Here is a 26,469-nt window from a genome sequence, read left to right on the forward strand (position 1 = left end):
TCCTTAGGAGACTTCCCGTCAATACCACGCGCTTGATGCTCTTGCCTTGAGCTTTCAGGCTTTCGCTGGTGGCGGTGTTGTCGTTGATGCGGGTGCTGCTGTGCCAGTGCAATGCGGATGGCAACGTTGCCAGACTGCATTTCCTTAGACGGTCTTGTTGCATCGATGCCGCTGATGCGGACCAGGGTATAAACCGCGCCCGGAGACCTCATTCGTTCAACGGTGTCGTCGGTGTTCGGGGATCGGCCGAAACACGTTTGGACGTCCAGAATGTTAGTCAGGTTCTCTCCGGGTGGGTCTGACCCGTTGTCTACCACTTCGCGCTGGCGATGAAACGAACTCGGTACTTCAGGCAGATTGAGCTGAGCGATGCATCGGGTGACGAAGGCTGGCACTCGCGTCGTAGTCCACATCGTGCGCCAGCATCACCCACAGTTGGCGTGCATGTTTGTTCGCGATGGCGACGAGTACCTTGCCGAACGGTAGCCGTCCTGCGAGTGCACGTATCCACAACTGTTCGGGTGTGGCCTTTTCCGTAGCGACGGCCTTGGCACGTTGCAAGCTGCTGCGCGCTCCCTGGATCAACAGCGTGCGCAAGTAGCCATCGCCGCGACAGCTGATCGCACCCAGTCGGGTGTGGCCGCCGCTGGAGTATTGGCTGGGCACCATGCCGAGCCACGCGGAGAGTTGCCGTCCGTTACGAAACTCCTGGGCCTTGCCGAGACTGGCGACCATCGCGTCGGCCGTGATCGCGCCGACGCCAACGATCCCACGCAAGCGCACGCATCGCTCGTCATCACGCGCATGGGCTTCGATGCGTGCATCGCACGCGTCGAAGGCCGTGCGGACTTGCTCCCAGTGCGTGGCCAGATCACGAACCAACGCCGTGAACTCGGCGGGCAGAGTGGTCTGTTCGTGCAGGTCGGCCAACACACGTCGCAACGCCTTGTCGCTTTTGGCCATCACGATGCCGAACTCGGCCAGCAGCCCACGCAAGCGGTTGCTGATCGCCAGCGCCTCGGCCTTGTAGCCTTCGCGCACCCGATGCCAGCCCAGCCGTGCCTGCTGGTCGATGGTCTTGATCGGCACGAAGTGCATGTTGCCCTGACGCGCTGCCGTGGCAATCGCCTCGGCGTCGTTGCGATCGTTCTTGCTGTGCTGGCTTTTGCGATACGGCTTGACCAGCTGCGCGGCCATCAACCGAGGCTGCAAGCCGTATTCCAGGCAACGCCGCGCCCAGTGATGTGATCCGCTGCACGCCTCCATCGCCACCACCGTGCCCGCCGGCACCTGCGCCAGCCACACACTGAACGCGTCACGGCGCAGATCCTGCCGCCGCAACACGCGTCCGGAGCCGTCCACCTCACATACGGAAAACACGCTCTTCGCCAAATCCACGCCGATGGTTATAGTGCTCATGGAGACTTCCTCTTCTGTTGACGGTTGTTTCGCAACACCATCATGGCCCTCGAGGTCTTAGGGGGAGGAAGTCTCTTTTTACTCGTTCAAGGCGGACGGCTTCGCCGCCGCTTAACTCCAGCGTTAGGGGGCTAAACGTGCGTCTTTCATGGCTTGCTATTCCGCTCCTCGCTGCCTGCAGCGTCACAGCGAGTGCAGTGGGTGCTTGGCCCCCGTTGCCAAGAACCGGCTTTGTTGCCGGGCGTGCGGCTACGCAAGCCGACGTAAACAGCGGTAGCGCTGGCTTTGCAATTGGTGGCAATGGCGTGGTTGGCTCACCGTTGTCAATCACAATTCCGCAGTACGCCTACTTCAATGACAACGACACAACGATTCCGGTCGTACTCATCCAAGCAGAGGCATCTCAGGGCAAGCAGCTGGCTGCGGGCAGGAAAGCAGATGGAAGCATTGTCGTTGGGTTCCTGAGCGACTTCACGTTGTTGGGCACGGAGCCGCCCCCTGACATCTAGCTCAAGGCGGACAGCTACGTCGCCGCTCAATTCCAGCGTCAGCCGTCATACTGAGGCACTTGCTCCTTGAGGTTCCCGACATGACCTACGATGAGTCAAAAATCGAGGATGCTGTACTTGCACTGCTCGCCGCTTTCAGCTTCGATGGTGGGCGAGCTTGGAAGGGGTTCGACTTCGACGTAATGGATCGGCTTCATGCGCAGGACTTCATCGAGAACCCCGCAAGCAAGAACAAGTCGGTCTGGCTCACACCACAAGGGCTCGAGCGCGGCCGTAAAGTTGCAGAGCAGCTTTTTTCGTCCAGCCCAGGCAATGCCGGCTGACATCTCGTTCGAGGCGGACGGCTGCGCCTCCCTCCGCTCAACTCAAGCGTCAGACTCCAAGAGGCGACATGACAGCCGTCGTGATTCTTCCCGGGCTTGATGGCACCTCTGCACTCCTCGCAGAGTTCTGCGAGTCCTTGAGCGCGCTGGGTGTTGCCGCGCGAGCTGTGACCTACCCTCCGGATCGCCCGCTTGGATACGAGCAGTTGGAGGCGCTGGTACGGGCTCAGCTTCCGTGCGAGCCACACGTGCTTCTGGGTGAGTCGTTCTCCGGGGGAAGGGTCCCGTTTTCCGGACGGCGCGCAATGCCGGGCGATCCCGACAGCCACCCGTCGCGACAGGTGACCGGCACCGTGTTTCTCACCGCGTCGGGCTGGGCGCCCCATCGCGACTCCTCCGGCATTCCGCCAGCCGGGTGAGGGCCCGCGCTGCGTGGTTGGGCATCGGACTGCCCGGTCTTCAAGGATGCAAGTTCATGCGGCGGTCTCGACCGGATGGGTGCGCGTCTTATGCATCAACTTAACCTGTTGGCGTGCAGGCTTTGCGGGTAGATTTGGTCTTCGGTGCGAAGGTGGTGCATCAGCGCGCCAGCACCGTTGTCACGCGTACCGCCCGAGGCCCGGGATGCTGCGCCCCCTCATGGAGAAATTCGCCTCATGCCGACCCCTCGTTCGGACGCTCTGGTCTTTTTCGGCGCCACCGGTGACCTCGCCTACAAGAAGATCTTTCCCGCCCTGCTGGCGATGATGACGCGCGACGGGCTGGATCTGCCGATCATCGGCGTGGCGCATTCGGGCTGGGACGTGGAGCAGCTGCGGCAGCGCGCCCACGACAGCCTGGTCGAGGCGGCGAAGCATGACGGCGGCGAACTGGACGAGGCCGCGTTCAAGAAGCTGTCGGCGTGCCTGCGTTATGTCGATGGCGATTACAACGACGCGGCAACGTTCACCGCCCTGAAACAGGCGCTGGGCGAGGCGAAGCGGCCGCTGCACTACCTGGCCATTCCGCCCAGCCTGTTCGGGGTGGTGGCGAAGGGGCTCAAGCAGGCCGGCTGCGCCGACGATGCGCGGATCGTGGTGGAGAAGCCGTTCGGCCGCGACCTGGCCTCGGCCCGCGCGCTCAACCGGACCCTGCACCAGGTGTTTCCGGAGTCGGCGATCTTCCGCATCGATCACTACCTGGGCAAGGAGCCAGTGCAGAACCTGCTGTATTTCCGTTTTGCCAACACCGTGCTGGAGCCGGTGTGGAACAACCGCTACGTGGACCGCGTGCAGATCACCATGGCCGAGGAGTTCGGCGTGGACGGCCGCGGCGGCTTCTACGAGGGCGTGGGCGCGATCCGCGACGTGCTGCAGAACCACCTGCTGCAGGTGACCTCGCTGCTGGCGATGGATGCACCGATCGGCAACGACCCCGATGCCCTGCGCGCGGAGAAGCTGCGGCTGTTCCGGGCGATGCGTCCGCTGGACCCGGCCGAGGTGGTGCGTGGCCAATTCAACGGCTACCGGCAGGTGGAGGGCGTGGCTGCGGATTCCAACGTGGAGACCTTCGTGGCGCTGTGCCTGCACATCGACACCTGGCGCTGGGCCGGCGTGCCGTTCTACATCCGCGCCGGCAAGCGGTTGCCGCTGACCACCACCCAGGTGCTGGTGGACATGAAGACGCCGCCGCTGTCGGTGTTCGACCCGATCGGCGCGCCGCAGTCGAACTACTTCCGCTTCCGGCTCAGCCCGGAGGTGGTGATCGCCGAAGGCATGCGGGTGAAGAAGCCGGGCGAGGAGATGCGGGGCGAGGCGGTCGAGCTGGTGGCGCGGCACGATTCCGGACCGGAGAAGTCGCCGTACGAACGCCTGCTGGGCGATGCGATCCGCGGCGACAACGGGCTGTTCACCAGCGACGAATGCGTCGAGGCGGCGTGGGCGGTGGTCGACCAGGTGCTGGCCCATGAGGGGCCGGTGGCGTTCTATGAACCGGGCAGCTGGGGCCCGGATGCGGCAGCCGCCATCGTCAGCGATGATGAGGGCTGGCACGACACCCGACCGGAGCAGAGCACGCCATGTTGACCGACCGCACCTCCGAATCCGCCGCCGTGGTGTTCCTGCTGGACGTGGACAACACCCTGCTCGACAACGACCGCTTCGGCCGCGACCTCAGCGACACCCTGGACGCGGCCTTCGGTGAGGCCGAGCGCGAACGCTACTGGGCGATCTACGAGGAGCTGCGCCAGCTCGGCGGCGTGGCCGACTACCTGGGCGCGCTGCAGCGTTTCCGCAGCGGACTGGACAACGAACCCTCGCTGCTGCAGATGTCGAACTACCTGCTTGAATACCCGTTCGCCACCCGGCTCTATCCGCATGCGCTGGACACCGTGGCGCACCTGCGCACGCTGGGCACCACGGTGATCCTGTCCGACGGCGACGTGGTGTTCCAGCCGCGCAAGATCCAGCGCGCCGGGCTGTGGCAGGCGCTGCGCGGCGAGGTGCTGGTGTACGTGCACAAGCAGCAGATGCTGGTGGCGATGCAGCAGCGCTACCCCGCCGCGCACTACGTGATGGTGGACGACAAGCCGCAGGTCCTGGCCGCCATGAAGCAGCGGATGGGCCATCGGCTGACCACCGTGTTCGTGCGCCAGGGGCATTACGCCGACGCGGCCGCCAGCGAAACGGTCGACCCCGCGCCGGACATCACGATCGCTCGCATCGGCGATCTGCGCGGGCGTAAGCTTGATGACTTTCTGCCGGCGGCTCCGGTCATCGCCCTGGCAGCTGATGGAACCTCCCCCTGAAACCCGTTGTGAAGCGACATGGAGCAAGCATGAAAGCGACCCGCCAATTGCACGACCTCGGCCAGAGCCTGTGGCTGGACAACATCACCCGCACCCTGCTCGATGACGGCACGCTGGCGCGCTACATCGAAGAGGATTCGATCACCGGACTGACCTCCAACCCCAGCATCTTCGACGCGGCGATCAGCGGCGGCGACGCCTACGACGCGGGCATCCATGCCAAGTCGCTGGTGGGCATGCAGGGCGAGGCGCTGTTCACCGAGCTGGCGCTGGAAGACCTGCGCCGCGCGGCCGACCTGTTCCAGCCGGTGTTCGAGTCGACCGGCCAGGTGGATGGCTGGGTCTCGATGGAAGTCTCGCCGCTGCTGGCCGCCGACACCGCCGGCTCGATCGCCGCAGCCCGCCACATCCACCACAAGGGGCGGCGCGACAACCTGTTCGTGAAGATTCCCGGCACGCCCGAAGGCGTGCCGGCGATCGAGGAAGCGATCTTCCTGGGCATTCCGATCAACGTGACCTTGCTGTTCTCCTGCGCCCAGTACGAGGCCGTGAGCGAGGCCTACATGCGCGGCATCGAGCGCCGCCTGCAGGCCGGACTGGACCCCAGGGTGGGCTCGGTGGCCTCGCTGTTCATCAGTCGCTGGGACGTGGCCAGCAACAAGCAGCTGCCCGACGAGCTGCACAACAAGCTGGGCATCGCGGTGGGCCAGCAGACCTATCGCGCCTACCGGCAGATGCTGGCCTCGCCGCGCTGGCAGAAGCTGGCCGACGCCGGCGCGATGCCGCAACGGCTGCTGTGGGCCAGCACCGGCACCAAGGATCCCAACGCATCCGACACGCTGTACATCAGCGCCTTCGCCGCGCCGGAGACCATCAACACGATGCCGGAGAAGACCCTGCACGCCTTCGCCGACCACGGCCAGCTGCACGGGGTGATGGACGTGGACGGCGGTGATGCCGACGCGGTGCTCGCGCGCATCAGTGCGGCCGGCGTGGACATCGAGCAGCTGGCACTCACGCTGCAGCGCGAAGGCGCCGAAGCCTTCGTCAAGTCGTGGCACCACCTGCTCGACGGCATCGCCGGGAAGGCCCGCCAACTGGCAGAGAAGTCCAACGGGGCCGTACTGAAATGAGCCAGGCGACCTTGACCGGCCTGCCGCAGTGGCAGGCCTTGCAGCGGCATTTCCAGGACATCGGCGGCAAGCACCTGCGCGAGCTGTTCGTCGCCGATCCGAAACGCGGCGAGGCGCTGACCGTCGAGGCGGTGGGCTTGTACCTCGACTACTCCAAGCAGCGCGTGGACGCCGACACGCTGCGCCTGCTGTGCGAACTGGCCGGCGCCCGCCAGCTGCCGCAGCGCGTCGAGGCGATGTTCAGCGGCCGCAAGATCAATACCACCGAGGATCGCGCCGTGCTGCACGCGGCGCTGCGCGCGCCACGCGGCGAGCAGATCCTGGTCGACGGCCACGACGTGGTGGCGGACGTGCACGCGGTGCTCGACCGCATGGCCGCGTTCTCGGAACAGGTGCGCAGCGGCGCGTGGAAGGGCCACAGCGGCAAGCCGATCCGCAACGTGATCAGCATCGGCATCGGCGGCTCGGACCTGGGCCCGGTGATGGCCTACGAAGCGCTGCGCGATTACAGCCGACGCGACATGACGTTCCGCTTCGTCTCCAACGTCGACGGCACCGACTTCGCCGAAGCGGTGCGCGACCTGGACCCGGCCGAGACGCTGTTCATCGTCTGCTCGAAGACCTTCACCACGCTGGAAACCCTGACCAACGCGCACGCGGCGCGCGCGTGGAGCGTGGCGGCGCTGGGCGAGGAAAGCGCGGTGGCAAAGCACTTCGTGGCGGTCTCCACCAACGCCGAAGGCGTGGCGAAGTTCGGCATCGACACCGCCAACATGTTCGGCTTCTGGGACTGGGTCGGCGGGCGCTATTCGATGGATTCGGCGATCGGCCTGTCCACCATGCTGGCGATCGGCGCGCACGGTTTCCGCGAGATGCTGGCCGGCTTCCACGCGATGGACGAGCATTTCCGGCACACCCCGCTGCAGCACAACCTGCCGGCGATCATGGGCCTGCTGGGCGTCTGGAACGCCAACTTCCTGGGCGCCGCCACGGTGGCGGTGCTGCCGTACGAGCAATACCTGAAGCGCTTTCCCGCCTACCTGCAGCAACTGACGATGGAGAGCAACGGCAAGCACGTGACGCTGGACGGCGCGGCCGTCGACTACGCTACCGGGCCGATCTACTGGGGCGAGCCGGGCACCAACGGCCAGCATTCGTTCTACCAGCTGATCCACCAGGGCACCCACGTCGTGCCGTGCGACTTCATCGGTTTCGGCCAGACCCTGAACCCGATCCCCGCCCAGGGCGGCGGCGACCAGCACGACCTGCTGATGGCCAACCTGATCGCCCAGGGCGAGGCGCTGGCGTTCGGCAAGACCGCCGACGAAGTGCGCGCCGAAGGCACCGCCGAGGCCCTGGTGGCGCATCGCACGTTCGAGGGCAATCGCCCCAGCAGCACGATCCTCGCCGCGAAGCTGACGCCGCACAGCCTGGGCACGCTGATCGCCCTGTACGAGCACAGCGTGTTCGTGCAGGGCGTGATCTGGGACATCGATTCGTTCGACCAGTGGGGCGTGGAGCTGGGCAAGCAGCTGGCAAAAACCACCATCGCCGAACTGATCGCGAAGGACGAGCCCTCACTGCACCACGACAGCTCCACCAATACCCTGATTCGTCGCTACCGCCAGCTGCGCGACAGTCATCCCTGACGGTACGGGAGCGCACGCTGTCCACGGGACTCCCTTCGGACAGCGTGCGCTCCTGCGAAATACGCCCACCCGTCGCATCACTCCAGAGAACCCATGAGCCAGAAGATCAGCCCCCTCGCCGGCAAGCCGGCACCGCAGTCGATCCTGGTCGACGTGGTGAAACTGCTCGCCGCATATGCCGACCTCAAGCCCGATCCCTCGGTGCCCGCGCAGCGCGTGGCGTTCGGCACCTCGGGTCATCGGGGCAGCTCGCTCGACGGCAGTTTCAACGAGTGGCACATCCTGGCGATCAGCCAGGCGATCTGCGAGTACCGCAAGTCCAAAGGCATCGACGGGCCGCTGTTCATCGGCGCGGACACCCATGCGCTGTCGCAGCCGGCGTTCGAGAGTGCGCTGGAAGTGCTGGCGGCGAACGGCGTGGACGTAATGGTCTCCAGCGGCGGCGAGTTCACCCCCACGCCGGCAATCTCGCACGCGATCCTGGTCTACAACCGTGGTCGCACCACGGGGCTGGCCGACGGCATCGTGATCACGCCTTCGCACAACCCGCCCGACAACGGCGGCTTCAAGTACAACCCCACCAATGGCGGCCCGGCCGATACCGACATCACCAAGTGGGTGGAGAACCGCGCCAACGCGCTGATTGAAGCCGGCCTGAACGACGTGAAGCGCATGCCGTTCGCGCAGGCGCGCAAGGCAGCGACCACGCACGATCACGACTACCTCAACAGCTACGTCGCCGACCTCGCCAGCATCATCGACTTCGACATCATCCGCAGCGCCGGCGTGCACATGGGCGTCGACCCGCTGGGTGGCGCCGGCGTGCACTACTGGGCGCCGATCGCCGAGCGCTACAAACTCGACCTTACCGTGGTCAGCGGGGTGGTCGATCCGCAGTTCGCCTTCATGAGCGTGGACTGGGACGGCAAGATCCGCATGGACCCGTCGTCGAAATACGCGATGCAGCGGCTGATCGGATTGAAGAACCAGTACGACGTGGCCTTCGCCTGCGACACCGACCATGACCGCCATGGCGTGGTCACCCGCTCCAGCGGCCTGATGGAGCCGAACCATTACCTGTCGGTGCTGATCGACTACCTGTACCGCCACCGCCCGCAGTGGAGCAGCAATGCCGCCGTGGGCAAGACCGTGGTCACCACCGCGCTGATCGATCGCGTGGTGAAGCGGCTGGGTCGCCAGCTGTATGAAGTGCCGGTGGGCTTCAAGTGGTTCTCCGCAGGACTGTTCGACGGCGCGCTGGGCTTCGGCTGCGAGGAAAGCGCGGGCGCCTCGCTGCTGCGCCACGACGGTTCGGTTTGGACCACCGACAAGGACGGCCTGGTGCCGGCGCTGCTGTCCGCCGAGATCACCGCACGCGAAGGCCGCGACCCGGGCGAGCTGTTCGACCGGCTCACCGGCGAGCTGGGCCGGCCGTACGCCAACCGTCTCGAGGCGGCGGCCACGCCCGCGCAGAAGGCGAAGCTGTCGAAGCTGTCGCCCGACCAGCTGAAGAGCGACCAGCTCGCCGGCGAGAAGATCGAGCAGGTACTGGACAAGGCGCCGGGCAACGATGCTGCGATCGGCGGCATCAAGGCGGTCGCCGCCAACGGCTGGTTCGCCGCCCGGCCGTCCGGCACCGAAGCGATTTACAAGATTTACGCGGAAAGCTTCAAGAGCGAAGAACACCTCAAGAGCCTGCTCGACGAGGCACAGAAGATCGTCGACGCCGCGCTCGCCTGATCGTGGGCTTGGGTCTTCTGGGCGACGTCATTCCCGCGAAAGCGGGAATCCAGTGACCTCAAGGCCGCCGACAGGGAGAGGCACCGGATCCCCGCTTTCGCGGGGATGACGGTGGTTGCCTCGCACCATTCCCCCACACTGGAGAACATCATGTCCCACGACCTCGACCAGCAATGCATCAACATGCTTCGCTTCCTGTCGGTGGACATGGTGCAGAAGGCCGACAGCGGCCACCCCGGGCTGCCGCTGGGCGCGGCGCCGATGGCTTATGTGTTGTGGACACGACACATGAAGTTCCATCCGGCCGATCCGCACTGGGCCGACCGTGATCGCTTCGTGCTGTCCGCCGGCCACGGCTCGGCGCTGCTGTACAGCCTGCTGTTCGCCAGCGGCTACGACGTGTCGCTGGATGACATCAAGCAGTTCCGCCAGTGGGGCAGCAAGACGCCCGGCCATCCCGAGTACGGCCATACGCCCGGCGTCGAAGTCACCACCGGCCCGCTCGGCCAGGGCCTGGCCAATGCGGTGGGCATGGCGCTGGGCGAGGCGCAGCTGGCGGCGACCTACAACCGCGAAGGCCATCGCATCATCGACCACCACACCTACGCCATCGTCAGCGACGGCGACCTGATGGAAGGCGTGGCCAGCGAGGCCGCGTCGCTGGCCGGCCATCTCAAGCTGGGCAAGCTGATCTGCCTGTACGACGACAACTACGTGACGCTCTCGGCCGGCACCGACATGACGTTCTCGGAAGATCGGGGCGCACGCTTCGACGCGTATGGCTGGCAGACCATCCATGTCGATGACGGCAACGACGTGGACGCGATTCATGCCGCCCTGCGCGCCGCCCGCGAGGACACCAGCCGGCCATCGCTGATCCTGGTGCGCACGCACATCGGCTACGGCTCGCCCGAGCAGGACAGCTACAAGGCGCACGGCTCGCCACTGGGCGTGGAGGACGTGAAGAAGACCAAGCAGAACCTGGGCTGGCCGGTGGAACCGGACTTCCTGGTGCCCGAGCCCGCGCTGGCGCACATGCGCGAGGCGCTCGAGCGTGGCGCGAAAGCCCAGTCGGACTGGGACGAGCGGATGAGCGCCTACGCGGCGGCCTTCCCCGAGCTGGCCAGCGAGTTGCGCGCCCGCCTCGGTGGCGAGCTGCCGCAGGGCTGGGACGCGGACATCCCGCAGTTCCCCGCCGACCCGAAGGGCCTGGCCACCCGCGTGGCCGGCGGCCAGGTGATGAACGCGTTCGCGAAGAAACTGCCGGCGCTGTGCGGCGGTTCGGCCGACCTCGATCCGTCCACCTTCACCGCGCTGAAGGGCCTGGGCGACTTCAACCCGGCCGTCGTCCCGGGCGAGGACACCGAAGGCTCCGACGGCGGCGGCTGGAGCCGCGCCGGCCGCAACTTCCACTACGGCGTGCGCGAACACGCGATGGCCGCGATCAGCAACGGCCTGGCCGCGCATGGCGGTTTCATCCCGTTCGACGCCACCTTCCTGATCTTCTCCGACTACATGCGCCCGGCGATCCGGCTGGCCGCGCTGATGGGGCTGCACGTGGTGCATGTGTTCACCCACGACAGCGTGGCGCTGGGCGAGGACGGCCCCACCCACCAGCCGATCGAACAGCTGGCCAGTCTGCGCGCGATCCCCAACCTCACCGTGATCCGTCCCGCCGACGCCAACGAGACGGCCGAGGCCTGGCGCGTCGCGGTGAGCTCGAAGAAGCATCCGGTGGCGCTGGCGCTGACCCGGCAGAAAGTGCCGACGCTTGACCGCACGCAACATGCCGGCGCCGAGGGTTTGCGTCACGGCGCCTATAACCTGCGCGACGCCGCCGACGGCAAGCCGGCGTTGATCCTCATCGCCAGCGGCTCGGAAGTCAGCCTGATCCTTGCTGCCGCGGACAAGTTGCAGGCGGGCGGCGTGTCCGTGCGCTGCGTTTCGATGCCCAGCTGGGAGCTGTTCGACGCGCAGCCGCAAAGCTACCGCGACGTGGTGCTGCCACCGGACGTGGGCGCCAGGCTGGCCGTGGAAATGGGCGCCACGCAAGGCTGGCTGCGCTACGTGGGCGAGCGCGGCGACGTGCTCGGCATCGACCACTTCGGCGCCTCCGCGCCGGCGGAAAAGCTGCTGCAGGAATTCGGCTTCACCGTCGACAACGTGGTGAAGCGGGCAAAGGCGCTGCTGGGCAAATAGACCCGCGGACACGACGAGGCCGGCGGATCGCAGCGATCCGTCGGCCTCGTTGTTTCAGATGCTCAGTTGCGCGACTGCAATTTCGACAGCAGGCGCAGCAGTTCCAGGTACAGCCAGACCAGGGTGACCACAAGCGCAAACGCGCCGTACCACTCCATATACTTCGGTGCGCCGGACTGGGCACCGGTTTCGATCAGGTCGAAGTCGAGGATCAGGTTCATCGCGGCGATCACCACCACCACGGCGCTGAAGCCGATGCCCAGCATGCTGCTGCCATTGATGAAGCCCATCGAATGGCCGAAGAAGCCCATCGCGAAATTGGCCAGGTACAGCAGCAAGATGCCGCCGGTGGCGGCGACCACGCCGAGCTTGAACTTCTCGGTGGCGCGAATCAGGCCGCTGCGGTAGGCCAGCAGCATCGCCGCCATGGTGCCGAAGGTCAGCCCCACCGCCTGGATCACGATGCCCGGATAACGCATCTCGAAGATCGCCGACAGCGCGCCGATGAACAGGCCCTCGGCCACCGCGTACAGCGGCGCGGTGTAAGGCGCCCAGGTCTTCTTGAACACGGTGACCAGGCCGAGCACCAGGCCGCCGATGCAGCCGCCAAGCACCAGCGGCATGATCGTGGGCAGGCTGTCCGGGCCGCTGAAGCGGCTCCAGCTGACGAACGCACCCACCAGTACCAGCAACAGCAGCAGTCCGGTCTTGTTGACCGTGCCATTGATCGTCATCGCGTCGTCGCTGCGGGTGACCACGGCCCCGCTGGCGGCGTCGAGGAAGGTGTTCTTGTTGAGCGCCGGATTGCCGCTTTGCATGATCTGCTCCCGAGGTTTCCCCCATCCTAGCCCGGTCCATCGCGGTTTTGCAGCCTCCTGCGCCAATTCGCCGTTGCGCCGCGGCGCGGAAACTACGCGACAATGAGCGCTCGTTGAACCTCGCGGAGCCCTGATGAATCCTTCCACCCTGCGTATCGCCACCCGCAAGAGCGCGCTCGCGCTGTGGCAGGCCGAGCACGTCGCCGCGTTGCTGCGCACGACGCACCCGGGGCTGACGGTGGAGCTGGTGCCGATGAGCACGCGCGGCGACGAGATCCTGGACAAGCCGCTGGCCACGATCGGCGGCAAGGGGCTGTTCCTGAAGGAACTGGAAGTGGCGATGCTGGAAGGCCGCGCGGATCTGGCCGTGCATTCCCTGAAGGACGTGCCGGCGGAACTGGAACCCGGCTTCGTGCTGCCGGCGATCCTGCCCCGCGCGGACGCGGCGGATGCCTTCGTCAGCAACGACCACGCCGAGCTGGCGTCACTGCCCCAAGGCGCCCGGGTGGGCACTTCCTCGCTGCGCCGGCAGGCGCAATTGCGGGCGTTGCGGCCGGATCTTCAGCTGCTGGATCTGCGCGGCAACGTGGGCACGCGGCTGGGCAAGCTCGACGCCGGCGACTACGACGCGATCGTGCTGGCCTGCGCCGGGCTGGAACGACTGGGCCTGGCCACGCGCATCCGTTCGCGACTGGCCGCACCGGACTGGCTGCCGGCACCGGGCCAGGCGGCGATCGCGATCGAGGCACGCGGCGACCAGCCGGCCGTGCTCGCCTTGCTGGCCGCGCTGGACGACGCCGACACCCGCCTCACCGTCACCGCCGAGCGCGCGATGAACCATGCGCTGGGCGGCAGTTGCACGGTGCCGGTGGGTGCGTGGTGCATGCTCGGCGAACACGGCCTGCACCTGCGCGGACTGGTCGGTGACGCGAGCAGCGGCCGCCTGCTGCATGCCGAAGCAAGCAGCCCCGGGGAACAAGCGGAGTCCCTGGGTCGGCAGGTAGCCGAAGCCCTGCTGGCGCAGGGCGCGGGCGAGATGCTGGGGTAGAAGCGGGAAAGGGGAACAAGGACTCTGAGCTTCGCGCTCTTCCCGTTTCCCGTTCCCCGTTCCCCGATCCCTGCTCCCGCTCTTCCCTCAGAAACTGTAAACCAGGTTCGTCGTGGTCAGCGTGTCGGTCTTCTTGGTGCCGGGCAGCACGTCGCTGTTGTGGCGGAGCTGGAAACCCACCTTCAGCGCCAGCTTCTTGGTCATGCTGACGGCGAGGCCCGCGTCGTTCTGCAGGTAGGTGTTCTTGGAGCCCGCTTCCATCAGGAAGGTATCCTCGAACGCGGTGTTCTCGGTGAGCTTGAACTTGTAGTTGATCAGGCCGCGGCCGACCATTTCGCTCTCGGTCGGCTGCTGCTGGTGCACCACCGCACCGTCGACCACCACATCCACATCGGCCGGGCGGTAGCGCTTGTAACCGGGGCCGATTTCGAACGACAGCTCGTTGCGGCCGTCCTTCAGCGCGATGTAGCCGTAACCCAGCGAGACGATGCCCTGCCACAGGTTGGCGCCGAAGTCGTCGTGCTCGTAGCGAGCGGCGCCCACGATGTAGCTGCGCGGGTCGAGCTTGAGGCCGACCGAGGCACCGCCGTCATAGCGGTTCGCGGTGGTGTTGAACTGCTTGATCGTGTTGCCGTCGGTGTCGACCAGGGTCTGCTGGCTCTTCGAGCGCAGCGCGTCGACGAAGAAGTTGTTCTTCCACTGCTCGTTTTCCTGACTCAGGCCGAGCTTGGCGTTGATGTTCTCCGAGCGCGAATTGCCGGTGGACGAGGCGAAACCGAATTCGCCCGAGCCACTCCAGCCGCCGTTGGCGGCCTGGGTGTCGGTATCCTGGGCCTGGACGGCGAAGCTCGAGAAGGCGGCCAGCAGCAGGCCGGCGATCAGGGTCTTTTTCATCGGGGCGATCCATTTGTTAAAAGATGGTAAGGCCGCTACCTTAACGTGGCGGTTTGAACTGCCAATGAACGTTCCGGAAAATCACGGGAACGGATTCATTCCGCCAGCGGGAAACCCCCGCGCCAGGGCCGTTTCATAGACATGCTGCTCGATCATCTTGCCGAGCAGGCAACTGGGAACGGCCAGCGCGGACGCCAGCAGCCCGCCGCCGAATCGGTCAGTGAACAGCAGGGCCGCGCAGGGCAGCACGTAGATCAGCAGCGCGGCGGCGACGCGGGGCAACGACAGGTGCTGGACGTACAGGTCATGGTCGCTGCCCTGGGCCGGCGCCAACGACTGCCAGCGCATGCCTTCGAGCAGGCCCAGCAGCAGGGCCAGCGCCAGCAACAGCAGGATCCACGGATAGGCGCCGTCGGGGCCTGGCCCGCCCTGCATCATCACGCACAGCCACAGCCACAGACCGCCGCCATACCAGGCGGTGACCAGCCGGCTGACCGGCAGGGAGGAGGACATCCGCTGCAGGTCGGGTGAAAGCTGGCTGCGGAAGCGGTACGCGCTGTGCACCAGGCTGACCAGGCTGCACAGCAGCAGGGCGACCCCGGCCATGCGCATCGACAACACGTGTCCGTGTCCATCACCCAGCACCAGCAGCAACAGCACGGGCAGGAAACAGGCCAGCGCCATCCACGCCGCCCGTTTGGGCCAGCGGCGTTCCGCCGGCGGCCCGCCGTACCACGCGGTGTTCGCCGAAAGACGCAAGCCGCCCAGGGCCAGGCCCGCGCACACCAGCGCCGTGCCCAGCACCAGCGGCATCTGCATCGCACCGTTGCCGATCTGGTTCATGCCCAGGGTCAGGCCCATGCCCAGCCAGATCCACAAGCCGTAGCCGCTGACCGCCAGCACGCGCAGCAGGATCTCGGCGTAACTGGATCGCGTCGTCCCGGCATGGGAGCGGTCGTGCGTGCTGGTGACGTCTGTCGGCAATTCGCGGCTGGGCGACATGAGGCATCCGATGCTGGTTTCGACCGTGCCGGCGGCGACTTGTGAGCAACGCAGGCCGCCTCCATGCTACACAAGGCCTGCCATCGACGAAACGCCGACGCCCCATGGATCGCTACGAACGCATACTGACCCTGCACCGACTGCTGAAGTCGGCGCACTACCCGATACCGCTGCCGCGCCTGCTCGACGAACTGGAATGTTCGCGTGCCACGCTGTACCGCGACGTGGCCTTCTTGCGCGATGCATTGCGCGCGCCGATCGAAAGCGGCGGCAACGACCAGGCCGCCGCTTTCCGCTACGAGCTGGGCGAAGGTGAGAAGTTCGAACTGCCCGGCCTGTGGCTGACCTCCGACGAGCTGGCCGCCCTGCTGGCGCTGAACGAGCTGATCGGCCGCTCCGGCCCCGGCGTGCTGGCCGGCGCACTGGCGCCGTTCAAATCGCGCATCGAGGGCCTGCTTTCCAACCACGACAACGGCAAGGCGTTGCCGATCGAGCGGATCAGGGTGATTCCCTGGGGCGAGCGCAAGCTCGACCAGCAGGTGTTCCGCACGGTGGCCGGCGCGGTGCTGCAGCGCCAGCAGCTGCGCTTCCGCTATCGCGCGCGCACCACCAATGCCGACAGCCGCCGCACGGTGTCGCCGCAGCGGCTGACCCATTACCGCGACAACTGGTACCTGGACGTGTGGGATCACGACCGCGAAGCGCTGCGCAGCTTCGCCGTCGACCGCATGGCCGAGGCGCACGCGCTGGACAGCGCCGCCATCGACGTCCCCGACAGCGACCTCAACGAACTGCTCGCCTCCAGCTACGGCATCTTCGCGGGCAAGCCCAAGGCCTGGGCCACCATCCGCTTCTCGTCGCACGCGGCACGCTGGGTCGCCGACGAACACTGGCACTCGCAGCAGAAGGGCGAATGGCTGCCCGACGGCCGCTACGAACTGAAGCTGCCCTACTCCAACTCGAAAGAGCTGCTGATGGACGTGCTCAAGTACGGCCCGGATGCGGAGATCGTGACGCCCATGTCACTGCGCGAGGAGATGAAGATCCTGCTGCAGCTGGCATTGGGCGGATACGCTCAATAAAAAAATATAGCCACCACCCCTCAGCGACGCTCGCCCGTCCCGAATGCACGATGTGGCGACTCCCGCACGGCACGTTCGCCTCCTCTCCCCCCGGGAGAGGATTGAGGTGAGGGCGGGTGTACGACGAAACTTGTTCGAAGTCGGCTTCGATGCTGGTTCCAGGCGGGGGAGCAAACGCAAAGAAGCGCATCGCGGCGTATTGGGGCACCCTCTCCCCAACCCTCTCCCGGAGGGAGAGGGAGCAAACGCGAAATGCGCTTTGCTTTATTGAAGCGGCCTCCCCCCCTGCGGGGAGAGGGGGCAAACGCAAGAGGCGCTTTAGCTCTATTAAAACGGCCAGAACTTCGGAATCAGCCACATCGACAGCACGCAGAAGATCAGGATCAGCGGGATACCCACCTTCATGAAGTCGGTGAAGCGATAGCCGCCGGCGTAATAGACCATGGTGTTGGTGGGATAGCCGACCGGGGTGGCGAATGACGTCGCCGCGGCGAACGCCACCGCCACCACGAATGGCCGGGGGTCCACCTTCATCGCGTGGGCGACCGACACCGCGATGCCCACCATCAGCACCACCGAGGGGTTGTGTCCCATCAGCTCGGTAAGCAGGGCGGTGAGCAGATAGACCATCAGCAGGGCGGCCAGCGGGCCGTGTTCGCCGACCACGCCCAGGCCCATCTGCACCAGTTCCTGCGACAGGCCGCTGCGCTCGATCGCGATGCCCAGGGGCAGGATCGCGCCGAGCAGGATGATGATCTTCCAGTCGATGCCTTCGTAGACATCCTTGCGGCCGAAGCAGCCGGTCAGCGCCATGGCGATGGCGCCGCAGATCGCCGCGATCGGAATCGGCAGCCAGTGCAGGCCCGAGGCCACCACCACGCCGGCCATGATGGCGGCCGCGTAGAACGCCTTGCGCGGCGTGCGATGCGTTTCCTCGCGCTCGCTCAGCACGATGAAGGCCTCGTCGTTGCGCAGGTTTGACAGTGCGTCGTCGTCCACCAGCACCAGCAGCACGTCACCTACCGCGAGACTGACGTCGCTGAGCTTGTCGCGCAACAGCTGGCCGCGCCGATGGATGGCCAGGGCGACCGCGTCATAGCGCCAGTTCAGGCCAGTCTCGTCGAGCCGCCGGCTTTCCATCGGGCTGGCCGGCGCCACCATCAGCTCCACCATCACCCGCGAGCGGTCGTCGCCCTTGGCATAACGCCGGTCCGGTGCGTTGCGCAGGCCGGTACGGCGCTGGAATTCCTCGATCTTTTCCCAGTCACCGCGGACCAGCAGCACGTCGCCCACGGCGATCTCCTGGCTGCGCGGCGACCACATGCGCTTCTCGCCCCGCAACAACTCCAGCGGATAGACGCCATAACGCTCGCCCAGCTTCGCATCGGCGATGCTGCCGCCGACCAGCGACGATTGCTCGGTTACCTCCAGCTCGGTGACGTACTTGCCGATGTCTTCCTGCTCCGGCATCTCCGCATCGATGTGGCGCGGCAGCAGCCAGCGCCCGACCAGCATCAGATAGAGGATGCCGACCACGGCGAGGATCACGCCCATGCGGGTGAACTCGAACACGCCGAACGCCGCCATGCCGTGCTTCTGCGCCAGCGTGTCGGCGAGCAGGTTGGACGAGGTGCCGATCAGGGTGCACACGCCACCCATCTGCGCGGCGTAGGCCATCGGCATCAGTACGCGGCCCGGCGGCGTATGCGTGCGCTGGCACACGCGCAGCGCCAGCGGCAGGAAGGTGGCGACCAGGGCGATGTTCTTGACGAAGGCGCCCAGCGGCGCGATCGCCAGCATCAGCGCCAGGGTCAGCAGCCAGGGGCGCCTGATCCGCATCAGCCAGTGGCTCAGCGGTTCCAGCGCGCCGGAACGCTCGATGCCCAGGCTCAGCGCGAACATCGCCGCCACCGTCACCGTGGCCTCGTTGCTGAAGCCGCTGAGCGCTTCCACCGGCGTGACGATGCCGAGGATCACCAGGGTCGCCAGCACCAGCAGGGCGACCAGGTCGATGCGCAGCTTCTCGCTGGCGAACAGCGTCATCGCCAGCGCGATCACCGCCACGGTCGCCCAGGCCTGCCAGTTCACGCAGCAAGCTCCGGCCCGCGCACGCGGCTGGGCTTTCGGGCAGAAGCGGGTGATGAAAGAGCCATGCACGATTCCATGTTCGTTGCCGCCAGCCAGGTGCCGCAGCCCTGATCATACTAACCAGCCACCACCACCCTCGCTCGCGGTCGATGCAGCCTGCCAACGGCAACGCCTGCATTTCGTGATTGAATGCCTGCCATGAAAGCACATCAACCCGCGCCTTCTTCCACCACGCCTGACCGGCCCGCCGCGCCACTCGGGCCGACGGTGGCGCTGGCGCTGGGAGCCGGTGGCGCCAAGGGGCTGGCGCATATCGGCGTGATCGAGGAAATCGAGGCGCAGGGCTACCGGATCGTGGCGATCGCCGGCACCTCGATGGGCGCCCTGATCGGCGGCATCCATGCCAGCGGCAAGCTGGAGGTCTATCGCGACTGGGTCTGCGCGCTGGCCAAGCTCGACGTGCTCAGGCTGGTCGACTGGACCTTCACCGGCGGCGGACTGATCAAGGGCGAGAAGATCATCGAGACGATGCGCGGACTGATCGGCGACGTGCAGATCGAGGAGCTGCCGCTGGCGTTCACCGCGGTGGCCACCGACATCGAACGGGGCCGCGAGGTGTGGCTCAGCCGGGGCTGCCTGTTCGACGCGATCCGCGCCTCGATCGCCATTCCCACCGTGTTCCGCCCGCACCTGATCGACGGTCACCGGCTGGTCGACGGCGCCCTGCTCAATCCGGTGCCGGTGACTCCGCTGATCCGCGAGAACGCCGACTACACGATCGCCGTCAGTGTCGACGGCGCGGCCGTGACCAGCACGCCACCGGAACCGCCGATCCGCGACGCGAACGCGTCATCAGGCTACCGCCAGCGCATCGGCGACTTCATCAGCCGGATGATTCCGCATGGCGAGAGCCACCCGCCGGTGCCGGGCACGCTCGACCTGCTGACCCAATCGATGGACCTGATGCAGGCCAACCTGGCGCGGCTGCGCCTGGCCGCCTACGAGCCGGACCTGCTGATCGAGTTGCCGCGCAACATCGCCAGCGCCTATGAGTTCTACCGGGCGCGCGAGCTGATCGAGATGGGCCGGCTGCAGGCCCGCGCCGCGCTGGCCAGCTGGCCGCGGGCGGGCACGCCGCAACGCGAGGCGTGACGGGCGCGGCTCAGCGCGGCCCGTGCGAGTGCAGCCAGTTTTCCAGATAGGCCTTCAGCGCCACCGCGTTGTTGTGTTCCTCGTCGCGTGCGCCGTACAGCAGGGTGAGCTTGTGCCGGCTGGCACGTTGCGCCAGCGGTTGCCAGTGTTCGGCGAGCTTGTCCAGTTCACTGGCGTAGCGATGGCGGAAGCCGTCCCACAACGCGGGATCGTGCCCGAACCACTGGCGCAGCGCGGTCGACGGCGCCAGTTCCTTCGCCCACAGGTCCAGCGGCACCGCGTCCTTCTTCAGGCCGCGCGGCCACAGGCGATCGATCAGCACGCGGTAGCCATCGGTCGTCGCGGCCGGTTCGTAGACGCGTTTGACGGCAATGCTCATGGGCGGTCTCCCGATGCTCCGGCTCAGCCGAGGACACCACCCAGCATACGAGCATCCGGACCCGGCGACGTGACCTGGATCAGAGTTCCTCGACCCTGGTCACCTTGCCGCGACGCATCAGCCAGGCCACGCCGCGCAGGTCGGCCAGGCCCACCCACAACCGGTCCAGCATGCCGTACTTGGACACGCCGGCGGTGCGCGGACGATGGCCGACCGGCACGCTCTGGGCGGCGAAACCGGCACGCTTGACCAGCGCCGGCAGGTAGCGGTGCATGTGGTCGAAGTAGGGCAAGCGCAGGAACACTTCGCGCTCGAACAGCTTCAGGCCGCAGCCGGTGTCCGGGGTGGCGTCGCGCAGCATGCGCGAGCGCACCGCGTTGGCGATCTTCGAGGAGATCCGCTTGTTGAAACTGTCGCGGCGGGTGGTGCGCCAGCCCGCGAACAGCCGCGTTTCGGCCGATGCCGCGTCGCGGGCGGCAAGCAGCTTCGGGATGTCGGCCGGATCGTTCTGGCCGTCGCCGTCCAGCGTAGCGATCCACGGCGACTGCGCCGCGCGCACGCCGTTCCACACCGCCGTGCTCTGGCCGCTGCGGGTGACGTGGTGCAGCACGCGCAGTTCCGGATGGCTCGCCTTCTGCGCCGCCAGCACCGCGCGACTGTCGTCGCTGGAATCGTCATCGATGTAGATGACCTCGTAGTCGACCTGGCCGCGCAGGGCGGCGGCGATCTCGGCCAGCAGCGGCGGGATGTTGTCGCGCTCGTTGAAGACGGGGACGACGACGGAGAGTTGCGGCATGGGGAAGGCCTTTCAGCGGAAACAGGTACGGCGCGTGACGCGGCAACGGGGCAGTTTAATGCCAAAGCACGCACTGCTCCTCCCTCTGCGAAGCAGGGGGAGGCTGGGAGGGGGTGGCTTTTGACTTGAAAACCAGGATCAAGAGCGCCCCCTCCCCGACCCTCCCCTGCTTTGCAGGGGAGGGAGCAGGGCATGTTTCAGCGGATCTTGCCGAGGATGCCGTCGAGCTCGTCGTTGCTGTGGTAGTGGATCACCAGCTTGCCGCGGCCGCCGCGGCCCTGGGCCAGCTCGACGCGGGTGGCGAAGCGCTCGCCCAGCTCGCGTTCCAGCGCGCTGATGTTCGGGTCGGTCGCGGGCGCGTTCCTGGCCTTGCCCTTGGGCGCGGTCTGCGCGCGGCGGGCGGCTTCCTCCAGTTCGCGCACCGACCAGCCCAGGGTCGAGGCCTGGCGTGCCAGCGGCACGGCGATGGATTCCTCCAGCGTCAGCAGGCAACGGGCGTGGCCCATTTCCAGCTTGCCTTCGTCGAGCAGGCGCTTGATCGCCTCGGGCATCTCGGTCAGCCGCAGCATGTTCGACACCGATGCCCGCGAGCGGCCGACCGCATCGGCGGCCTGCTGGTGGGTGAGCTCGAAATCGTCGATCAGCCGCTTCAGCGCGTCGGCTTCTTCCAGCGGGGTGAGGTCCTGGCGCTGGATGTTCTCGATCAGCGCCATCGCCGGCACGGCGGCCTCGGAGACCTGCTTGATCAGCGCGGGGATCTCGCTCATCTGGGCGCGCTGGGCCGCACGCCAGCGGCGCTCGCCGGCGATCAGCTCGTAACTGTGCTTGCCCAGCTCGCGCACCACCACCGGCTGGATCAGGCCCTGCGCCTTGATCGAGGCGGCCAGTTCGTCCAGCGCCTCGTCGTTCCAGTGCCGCCGCGGCTGATACTTGCCGGGCTGGATCTGCTGGATCGGCAGCATGCGCAGCTCGCCTTCCTGCGCCAGCATCGACGGCGTGGCGTCACCATCGCCGCCGAGCAGGGCATCGAGCCCGCGTCCCAATCCACGTTTTTTCGCAGCAGCCATGCCTTATTCCTGATGGTTGGCGGCCGGCGCCTTGAGCACCGGGCCGCTGTCGCCGTGCGCGGATACTGCCGCCGGCGGTTCGATGTCGTCCACCGGATCGACCGGCCCGCTGCGCGGCAGCCCGCGCTCACGTCGGATCACTTCGCCGGCCAGGCCGATATAGGCGATCGCGCCGCGCGAGCTGCGATCGTACAGATGGATCGGCTGGCCGTGGCTGGGCGCCTCGGCCAGGCGCACGTTGCGGGGGATGATCGAACGCAGCACCTTGTCGCCGAAATGCTGGGTGAGCTGGGCCGACACCTCGTTGCCGAGGTTGTTGCGCACGTCGTACATGGTGCGCAGCAAGCCTTCGATCTCCAGCTTCGGGTTCAGCCGGTGGCGCACCGCCTTGACCGTGTCGAGCAGGCTGGAGAGCCCTTCCAGCGCGAAATATTCGCACTGCACCGGGATCAGCACGCCGTCGGCGGCGGTCAGCGCATTCAGGGTCAGCAGGTTCAGCGAGGGCGGGCAGTCGATCAGGATGGTGTGGTAATTGTCCGTCACCGTGGCCAGCAGTTCCTTCAGCCGATGCTCGCGGGCCAGCGCATCCATCAGCTTCAGCTCGGCGGCGGTGAGGTCGCCATTGCCCGGCAGCAGGTCGTAATGCGCATCGGTGGGCACGATCGCGGCGGCCAGGGTCACTTCCTCCAGCAGCACTTCGCATCCGCTGGCCTGGATGTCGCGCTTGTTGACGCCCGAGGCCATGGTGGCATTGCCCTGGGGATCGAGATCGATCAGCAATACCTTGCGCTTCGCCGCAGCCAGCGCCGCGGCGAGGTTGACGGCCGTGGTGGTCTTGCCGACACCGCCTTTCTGGTTGGCGACAGCGATGATGCGGGCCATGGATGGATAGCTACCGTTCGCGAAGGACGGCTAGATTAGCATTGCCGCCGCGGCTTGCCTGCCCGGCCGGCGCCTGGCTCACGCCACGATGCGCCGGCCGCTGTCCGCATCGAACAGGTGCAGCCGCTCGATCGCCAGGCCCAACGGCACCGCGCTGCCGGGTTCGGGCAGGGCTCGCGGCGCCACGCGGGAGACCAGCGGCTGGCTGCCGTAGCGCAGGTTGAGGAAGACCTCGTTGCCGACCGGCTCGACCACTTCGAGCTGCGCGGTGAGGGCGGCCGTGCCGGACGGTTGCGGCTGCAGGTCCTCCGGGCGGACGCCCAGCACCACCGCACGATCGCGCCACGGCTCCCACGCGGACGCCTGCGGCGGTTCGCCCAGTGCGATCTCGCCGTGACCGGTGACCAGCTTCCAGCCGTCCTGCTGCTGCAAGGTGCCGTGCAGCAGGTTCATCGCCGGGCTGCCCACGAAGCCGGCCACGAACAGGTTGGCCGGCTTGTCATACAGGTTCATCGGCGTGTCGATCTGCTGGATCACGCCGCCATCGAGCACCACGATGCGCTGGCCCAAGGTCATCGCCTCGATCTGGTCGTGGGTGACATAGACCATGGTGGCCTTGAGCTGGCGATGCAGCCGGGCGATCTCCACCCGCATCGACAGGCGCAGCTTCGCGTCGAGGTTGGACAGCGGCTCGTCCAGCAGGAACACCTTGGGATCGCGCACCAGCGCCCGGCCTAGCGCCACACGTTGGCGCTGGCCGCCGGACAGCGCGCCGGGGCGCGAGGCCAGTCGGCTCTCCAGCTCCAGCGTCTTCGCCGCGGCCGCCACGCGGCCGTCGATGTCAGCCTGCCTGTGGCCGCGCAGTTTCAGGCCGAAGCCCAGGTTCTCGGCCACCGTCATGTGCGGATACAACGCGTAGTTCTGGAACACCATTGCGATGTCGCGATCCTTGGGCGCGACGTCGTTGACCACGCGGCCGTCGATCGCCAGGGTGCCGTCGCTGATCGTTTCCAGGCCGGCGATCATCCTGAGCAGGGTGGTCTTGCCGCAGCCGGACGGCCCCACCAGCACCAGCAGTTCGCCGTCGGCGATCTCGAAACTGGCGCCCGCCACGCCGACGTGGCCGTTGGGATAGACCTTGCGCAGCTGGTCCAGTTGTACGGCGGCCATCGGCATCTCCGGTGCGGGTGGCCACGATGGCCGCCCCGACGAAGCATGCGCTGGTCTGCACATCGGCGGGGCATTCGGCTATTCTGCCCATGTAATCGTTTACATCAAGCACTTTGATTGCAGGAACCCCGATGACACGCCCCAGTTTCCGCTTTCCCGACGGCTTCCACTGGGGTGCCGCCACGTCGGCCTACCAGATCGAGGGTTCGCCGCTGGCCGATGGCGCCGGCCCCAGCATCTGGCAGCGCTTCGCCCACACGCCGGGGATGATGGTGAACGGCGACACCGGCGACGTCGCCTGCGACCACTACCGCCGCTACAAGGGCGACGTGCAGCTGATGAAGGCGCTGGGTCTCAAGGGCTACCGCTTCAGCATCAACTGGGCGCGGGTGCTGCCCGAGGGCACCGGCCGGGTCAATCCGCAGGGGCTGGATTTCTACTCGAGGCTGGTCGACGAACTGCTGGAGAACGGCATCGTGCCGAACGCCACGCTGTTCCACTGGGATCTGCCGGCGGCGCTGGACGATCGCGGCGGCTGGCTCAACCGCGACATCGCGCACTGGTTCGCCGAGTACGCCGAAGTGATGTTCAAGGCGCTGGACGACCGCGTGCCGCGCTGGGCCACGCTCAACGAACCCTGGGTGGTCACCGACGGCGGCTACCTGCACGGTGCACTGGCACCGGGCCACCGCAACAAGTACGAAGCGCCGATCGCCACGCACAACCTGATGCGCGCCAGCGGCGCCGGTATCCAGGCCTATCGCGCCCATGGCAGGCACGAGATTGGCGTGGTGTTCAACATCGAGCCGAAGTACCCGCACAGCGACAGCGCCGAGGATCTGGCCGCCACCCGCCGCGCGCACGCCTATATGAACGAGCAGTTCGCCGACCCCGCCCTGCTGGGCCGTTATCCGCCCGAGCTGAAGGAGATCTTCGGCGACGCCTGGCCGGACTTTCCCGAAGACGATTTCAAGCTGACGAACCAGAAGGTCGACTTCGTCGGCATCAACTACTACACCCGCGCCGTGGTGAAGCACGACGCGAACGCCTACCCGCTGAAGGCGGTGCCGGTGCGCCAGCCGAACAAGACCTATACCGAGACCGGCTGGGAGGTGTTCGAGCAGGGCCTGACCGACACGCTGACCTGGTTCAAGGATCGCTACGGCGACATCCCGCTGTACATCACCGAGAACGGTTCCGCGTTCTACGACCCGCCGGTGGCCGAGAACGGCGAGCTGGACGACCCGCTGCGCACGAACTACCTGCGCAAGCACCTCAAGGCGCTGCACAAGGCGATCGGGGCCGGGGTGAACCTCAAGGGCTACTACGCGTGGTCGCTGCTGGACAACCTCGAATGGTCGCTGGGTTTCTCCAAACGCTTCGGGCTCTACCACGTCGACTTCGCCACCCAGCAGCGCACGCCCAAGGCCACCGCGAAACTGTATGCCCGGGTGATCGAGAGCAACGGCGCCGTGCTGGACGACTGACCCATCGGAAGCTTTCGCTTCCCCTGCCCCGCAGGGGAAGCTGCCCGAAGGGCTGATGGGGTAGTGCTTTTGCTTTTCGCTGCTCGGAGCGCGGCTGCGCCGCGCGCACTCCCATCCGCCCTTCGGGCACCTTCCCCCGCATGCGGGGGAAGGGATCAGCGGACTGGTCGCGGGGGTGGTTTCGGTTAGGCGCCGCGGGCCAGCACCAGCAGGTGGCGTTCGGCCGGCAGGCCCGGCACCTTCAACTCATGCGTGCTGCGCAGCGCGAAACCCGGCGGAATGCCCGGCAACTCGTCATCCGGCAGCTTGCCCTTCATCGCCAGCCAGATCCCGTCGGGGGCCAGCAGATGACCGCCCCAGCCCAGCATGTCGGCGAGGCTGGCAAAGGCCCGCGCGGTGACGCAGTCGAACTGGCCTTCGACGTCCTCCACCCGCGACTGTTCGGCGCGCACGCCTTCCAGTTTCAGCGAACGGATCGCCTCGCGCAGGAAGCGCACCTTCTTGCCGTTCGAATCCACCAGCAGGATCTGCCGATCGGGCGCGGCAATCGCCAGCACGATGCCGGGCAGGCCCGGACCGGTGCCGAGATCGGCCAGGGTCTGGCCCTGCACGTACGGCAGGATCGCCAGCGAATCGAGCAGGTGGCGGGTGATCATCTCGTCCGGATCGCGCACCGCGGTGAGGTTGTACGCCGCGTTCCAGCGCTGCAGCAGGGCCTGGTAATCCAGCAGGCGCGGCACCGCCTCGGGCGGCAACGACAGGCCAAGCGTGGCGATGCCTTGTTCGAGTCGTGCCTGCAGGGCGTCGCGGCTGGTCATCGGTTCACTCGTCACATGGGGCCGCAAAG

At 66.8% G+C, this 26,469-nt stretch carries 22 protein-coding genes; 11 read left to right on the top strand and 11 right to left on the bottom strand.

All coding sequences use genetic code 11. From position 1 onward, the window contains the following. Positions 1-348 precede the first annotated feature (348 nt). Positions 349-1,419 (bottom strand): IS110 family transposase, encoded by a 1,071-nt coding sequence (locus ASD55_RS00005; protein ID WP_056762734.1) that lies wholly within the window; start codon positions 1,417-1,419, stop codon positions 349-351. A 589-nt stretch (positions 1,420-2,008) separates the two neighbouring features. Between ASD55_RS00005 and ASD55_RS00015 the strand changes: the two genes are divergently transcribed. The 7 genes from ASD55_RS00015 to tkt all read left to right on the top strand — a co-directional run bounded on the left by ASD55_RS00015 (position 2,009) and on the right by tkt (position 11,757). Further along, entirely contained in the window at positions 2,009-2,251 is a 243-nt protein-coding gene (locus ASD55_RS00015) for a DUF6429 family protein (protein WP_056764358.1), read from the top strand. Positions 2,252-2,907: 656 nt separating this feature from the next. Beyond that, positions 2,908-4,314: a glucose-6-phosphate dehydrogenase gene (gene zwf, locus ASD55_RS00020; RefSeq protein ID WP_056714577.1), complete on the top strand. Its 1,407-nt coding sequence runs from the start codon at positions 2,908-2,910 to the stop codon at positions 4,312-4,314. Then, positions 4,308-5,036, top strand: coding sequence for an HAD family hydrolase (locus ASD55_RS00025; RefSeq protein WP_056762738.1), 729 nt, complete (start codon positions 4,308-4,310; stop codon positions 5,034-5,036). Before zwf ends, ASD55_RS00025 begins: the two co-directional genes overlap by 7 nt. 29 nt (positions 5,037-5,065) lie before the next feature. After that, a complete protein-coding gene (gene tal, locus ASD55_RS00030; protein ID WP_056762739.1) occupies positions 5,066-6,169 on the top strand; it encodes a transaldolase in 1,104 nt (367 codons plus the stop codon). Further along, a complete protein-coding gene (pgi, locus tag ASD55_RS00035) occupies positions 6,166-7,818 on the top strand; it encodes a glucose-6-phosphate isomerase (RefSeq protein ID WP_056762740.1) in 1,653 nt (550 codons plus the stop codon). The genes tal and pgi overlap by 4 nt, the downstream gene beginning before the upstream one ends. A gap of 93 nt (positions 7,819-7,911) precedes the next feature. Next, positions 7,912-9,558: a phosphoglucomutase (alpha-D-glucose-1,6-bisphosphate-dependent) gene (gene pgm, locus ASD55_RS00040; RefSeq protein ID WP_056762742.1), complete on the top strand. Its 1,647-nt coding sequence runs from the start codon at positions 7,912-7,914 to the stop codon at positions 9,556-9,558. 150 nt (positions 9,559-9,708) lie between these two features. Beyond that, positions 9,709-11,757, top strand: a complete 2,049-nt coding sequence (gene tkt / locus ASD55_RS00045) for a transketolase (RefSeq protein WP_056764360.1) — start codon at positions 9,709-9,711, stop codon at positions 11,755-11,757. 62 nt (positions 11,758-11,819) lie between these two features. On the opposite strand, the gene ASD55_RS00050 is transcribed toward tkt, so the two are convergent. Next, positions 11,820-12,575: a Bax inhibitor-1/YccA family protein gene (locus tag ASD55_RS00050; RefSeq protein ID WP_056762748.1), complete on the bottom strand. Its 756-nt coding sequence runs from the start codon at positions 12,573-12,575 to the stop codon at positions 11,820-11,822. A 133-nt stretch (positions 12,576-12,708) separates the two neighbouring features. Here ASD55_RS00050 and hemC point away from each other — a divergent pair, with 133 nt between their 5' ends. Then, positions 12,709-13,623 (top strand): hydroxymethylbilane synthase, encoded by a 915-nt coding sequence (hemC, locus tag ASD55_RS00055; protein ID WP_056762754.1) that lies wholly within the window; start codon positions 12,709-12,711, stop codon positions 13,621-13,623. 87 nt (positions 13,624-13,710) lie between these two features. Here the strand turns inward: hemC and ASD55_RS00060 are convergent, their stop codons facing one another. Next, on the bottom strand, positions 13,711-14,517 hold the full coding sequence (locus tag ASD55_RS00060; protein WP_056714599.1) for a DUF481 domain-containing protein: 807 nt from the start codon (positions 14,515-14,517) through the stop codon (positions 13,711-13,713). Between the two features lie 81 nt (positions 14,518-14,598). After that, positions 14,599-15,519, bottom strand: coding sequence for a hypothetical protein (locus tag ASD55_RS00065; protein ID WP_056762757.1), 921 nt, complete (start codon positions 15,517-15,519; stop codon positions 14,599-14,601). A gap of 104 nt (positions 15,520-15,623) precedes the next feature. Here ASD55_RS00065 and ASD55_RS00070 point away from each other — a divergent pair, with 104 nt between their 5' ends. Then, entirely contained in the window at positions 15,624-16,601 is a 978-nt protein-coding gene (locus tag ASD55_RS00070) for a YafY family protein (protein WP_056762760.1), read from the top strand. A 327-nt stretch (positions 16,602-16,928) separates the two neighbouring features. Here the strand turns inward: ASD55_RS00070 and ASD55_RS00075 are convergent, their stop codons facing one another. Beyond that, entirely contained in the window at positions 16,929-18,689 is a 1,761-nt protein-coding gene (locus ASD55_RS00075; protein ID WP_056762763.1) for an SLC13 family permease, read from the bottom strand. Positions 18,690-18,887: 198 nt separating this feature from the next. Between ASD55_RS00075 and ASD55_RS00080 the strand changes: the two genes are divergently transcribed. Beyond that, positions 18,888-19,841, top strand: a complete 954-nt coding sequence (locus tag ASD55_RS00080; protein WP_235577680.1) for a patatin-like phospholipase family protein — start codon at positions 18,888-18,890, stop codon at positions 19,839-19,841. A 10-nt stretch (positions 19,842-19,851) separates the two neighbouring features. On the opposite strand, the gene ASD55_RS00085 is transcribed toward ASD55_RS00080, so the two are convergent. The 5 genes from ASD55_RS00085 to ugpC form a co-directional block, all read right to left on the bottom strand. After that, positions 19,852-20,220 carry a DUF488 domain-containing protein gene (locus ASD55_RS00085; protein ID WP_056714614.1) on the bottom strand — a complete coding sequence of 123 codons (369 nt, stop codon included), beginning with the start codon at positions 20,218-20,220 and terminating at the stop codon, positions 19,852-19,854. 79 nt (positions 20,221-20,299) lie between these two features. After that, positions 20,300-21,016, bottom strand: a complete 717-nt coding sequence (locus ASD55_RS00090; RefSeq protein ID WP_007809932.1) for a glycosyltransferase — start codon at positions 21,014-21,016, stop codon at positions 20,300-20,302. 197 nt (positions 21,017-21,213) lie between these two features. Beyond that, positions 21,214-22,083, bottom strand: coding sequence for a ParB/RepB/Spo0J family partition protein (locus ASD55_RS00095; RefSeq protein ID WP_056762766.1), 870 nt, complete (start codon positions 22,081-22,083; stop codon positions 21,214-21,216). A gap of 3 nt (positions 22,084-22,086) precedes the next feature. Continuing rightward, positions 22,087-22,965: a ParA family protein gene (locus ASD55_RS00100; protein ID WP_056762769.1), complete on the bottom strand. Its 879-nt coding sequence runs from the start codon at positions 22,963-22,965 to the stop codon at positions 22,087-22,089. Between the two features lie 78 nt (positions 22,966-23,043). Continuing rightward, positions 23,044-24,135, bottom strand: coding sequence for a sn-glycerol-3-phosphate ABC transporter ATP-binding protein UgpC (gene ugpC / locus ASD55_RS00105; RefSeq protein ID WP_056764363.1), 1,092 nt, complete (start codon positions 24,133-24,135; stop codon positions 23,044-23,046). A 131-nt stretch (positions 24,136-24,266) separates the two neighbouring features. On the opposite strand from ugpC, the gene ASD55_RS00110 reads away from it, so the two are divergent. Beyond that, positions 24,267-25,622: a GH1 family beta-glucosidase gene (locus ASD55_RS00110; protein WP_056714626.1), complete on the top strand. Its 1,356-nt coding sequence runs from the start codon at positions 24,267-24,269 to the stop codon at positions 25,620-25,622. A gap of 185 nt (positions 25,623-25,807) precedes the next feature. On the opposite strand, the gene rsmG is transcribed toward ASD55_RS00110, so the two are convergent. Then, complete coding sequence (rsmG, locus tag ASD55_RS00115; RefSeq protein WP_056762772.1) at positions 25,808-26,440, bottom strand: 16S rRNA (guanine(527)-N(7))-methyltransferase RsmG; 633 nt, start codon at positions 26,438-26,440, stop codon at positions 25,808-25,810. Between the last annotated feature and the right edge of the window lie 29 nt (positions 26,441-26,469).

The sequence above is a fragment of the Rhodanobacter sp. Root561 genome (genome assembly GCF_001427365.1).
GTDB lineage: Bacteria > Pseudomonadota > Gammaproteobacteria > Xanthomonadales > Rhodanobacteraceae > Rhodanobacter.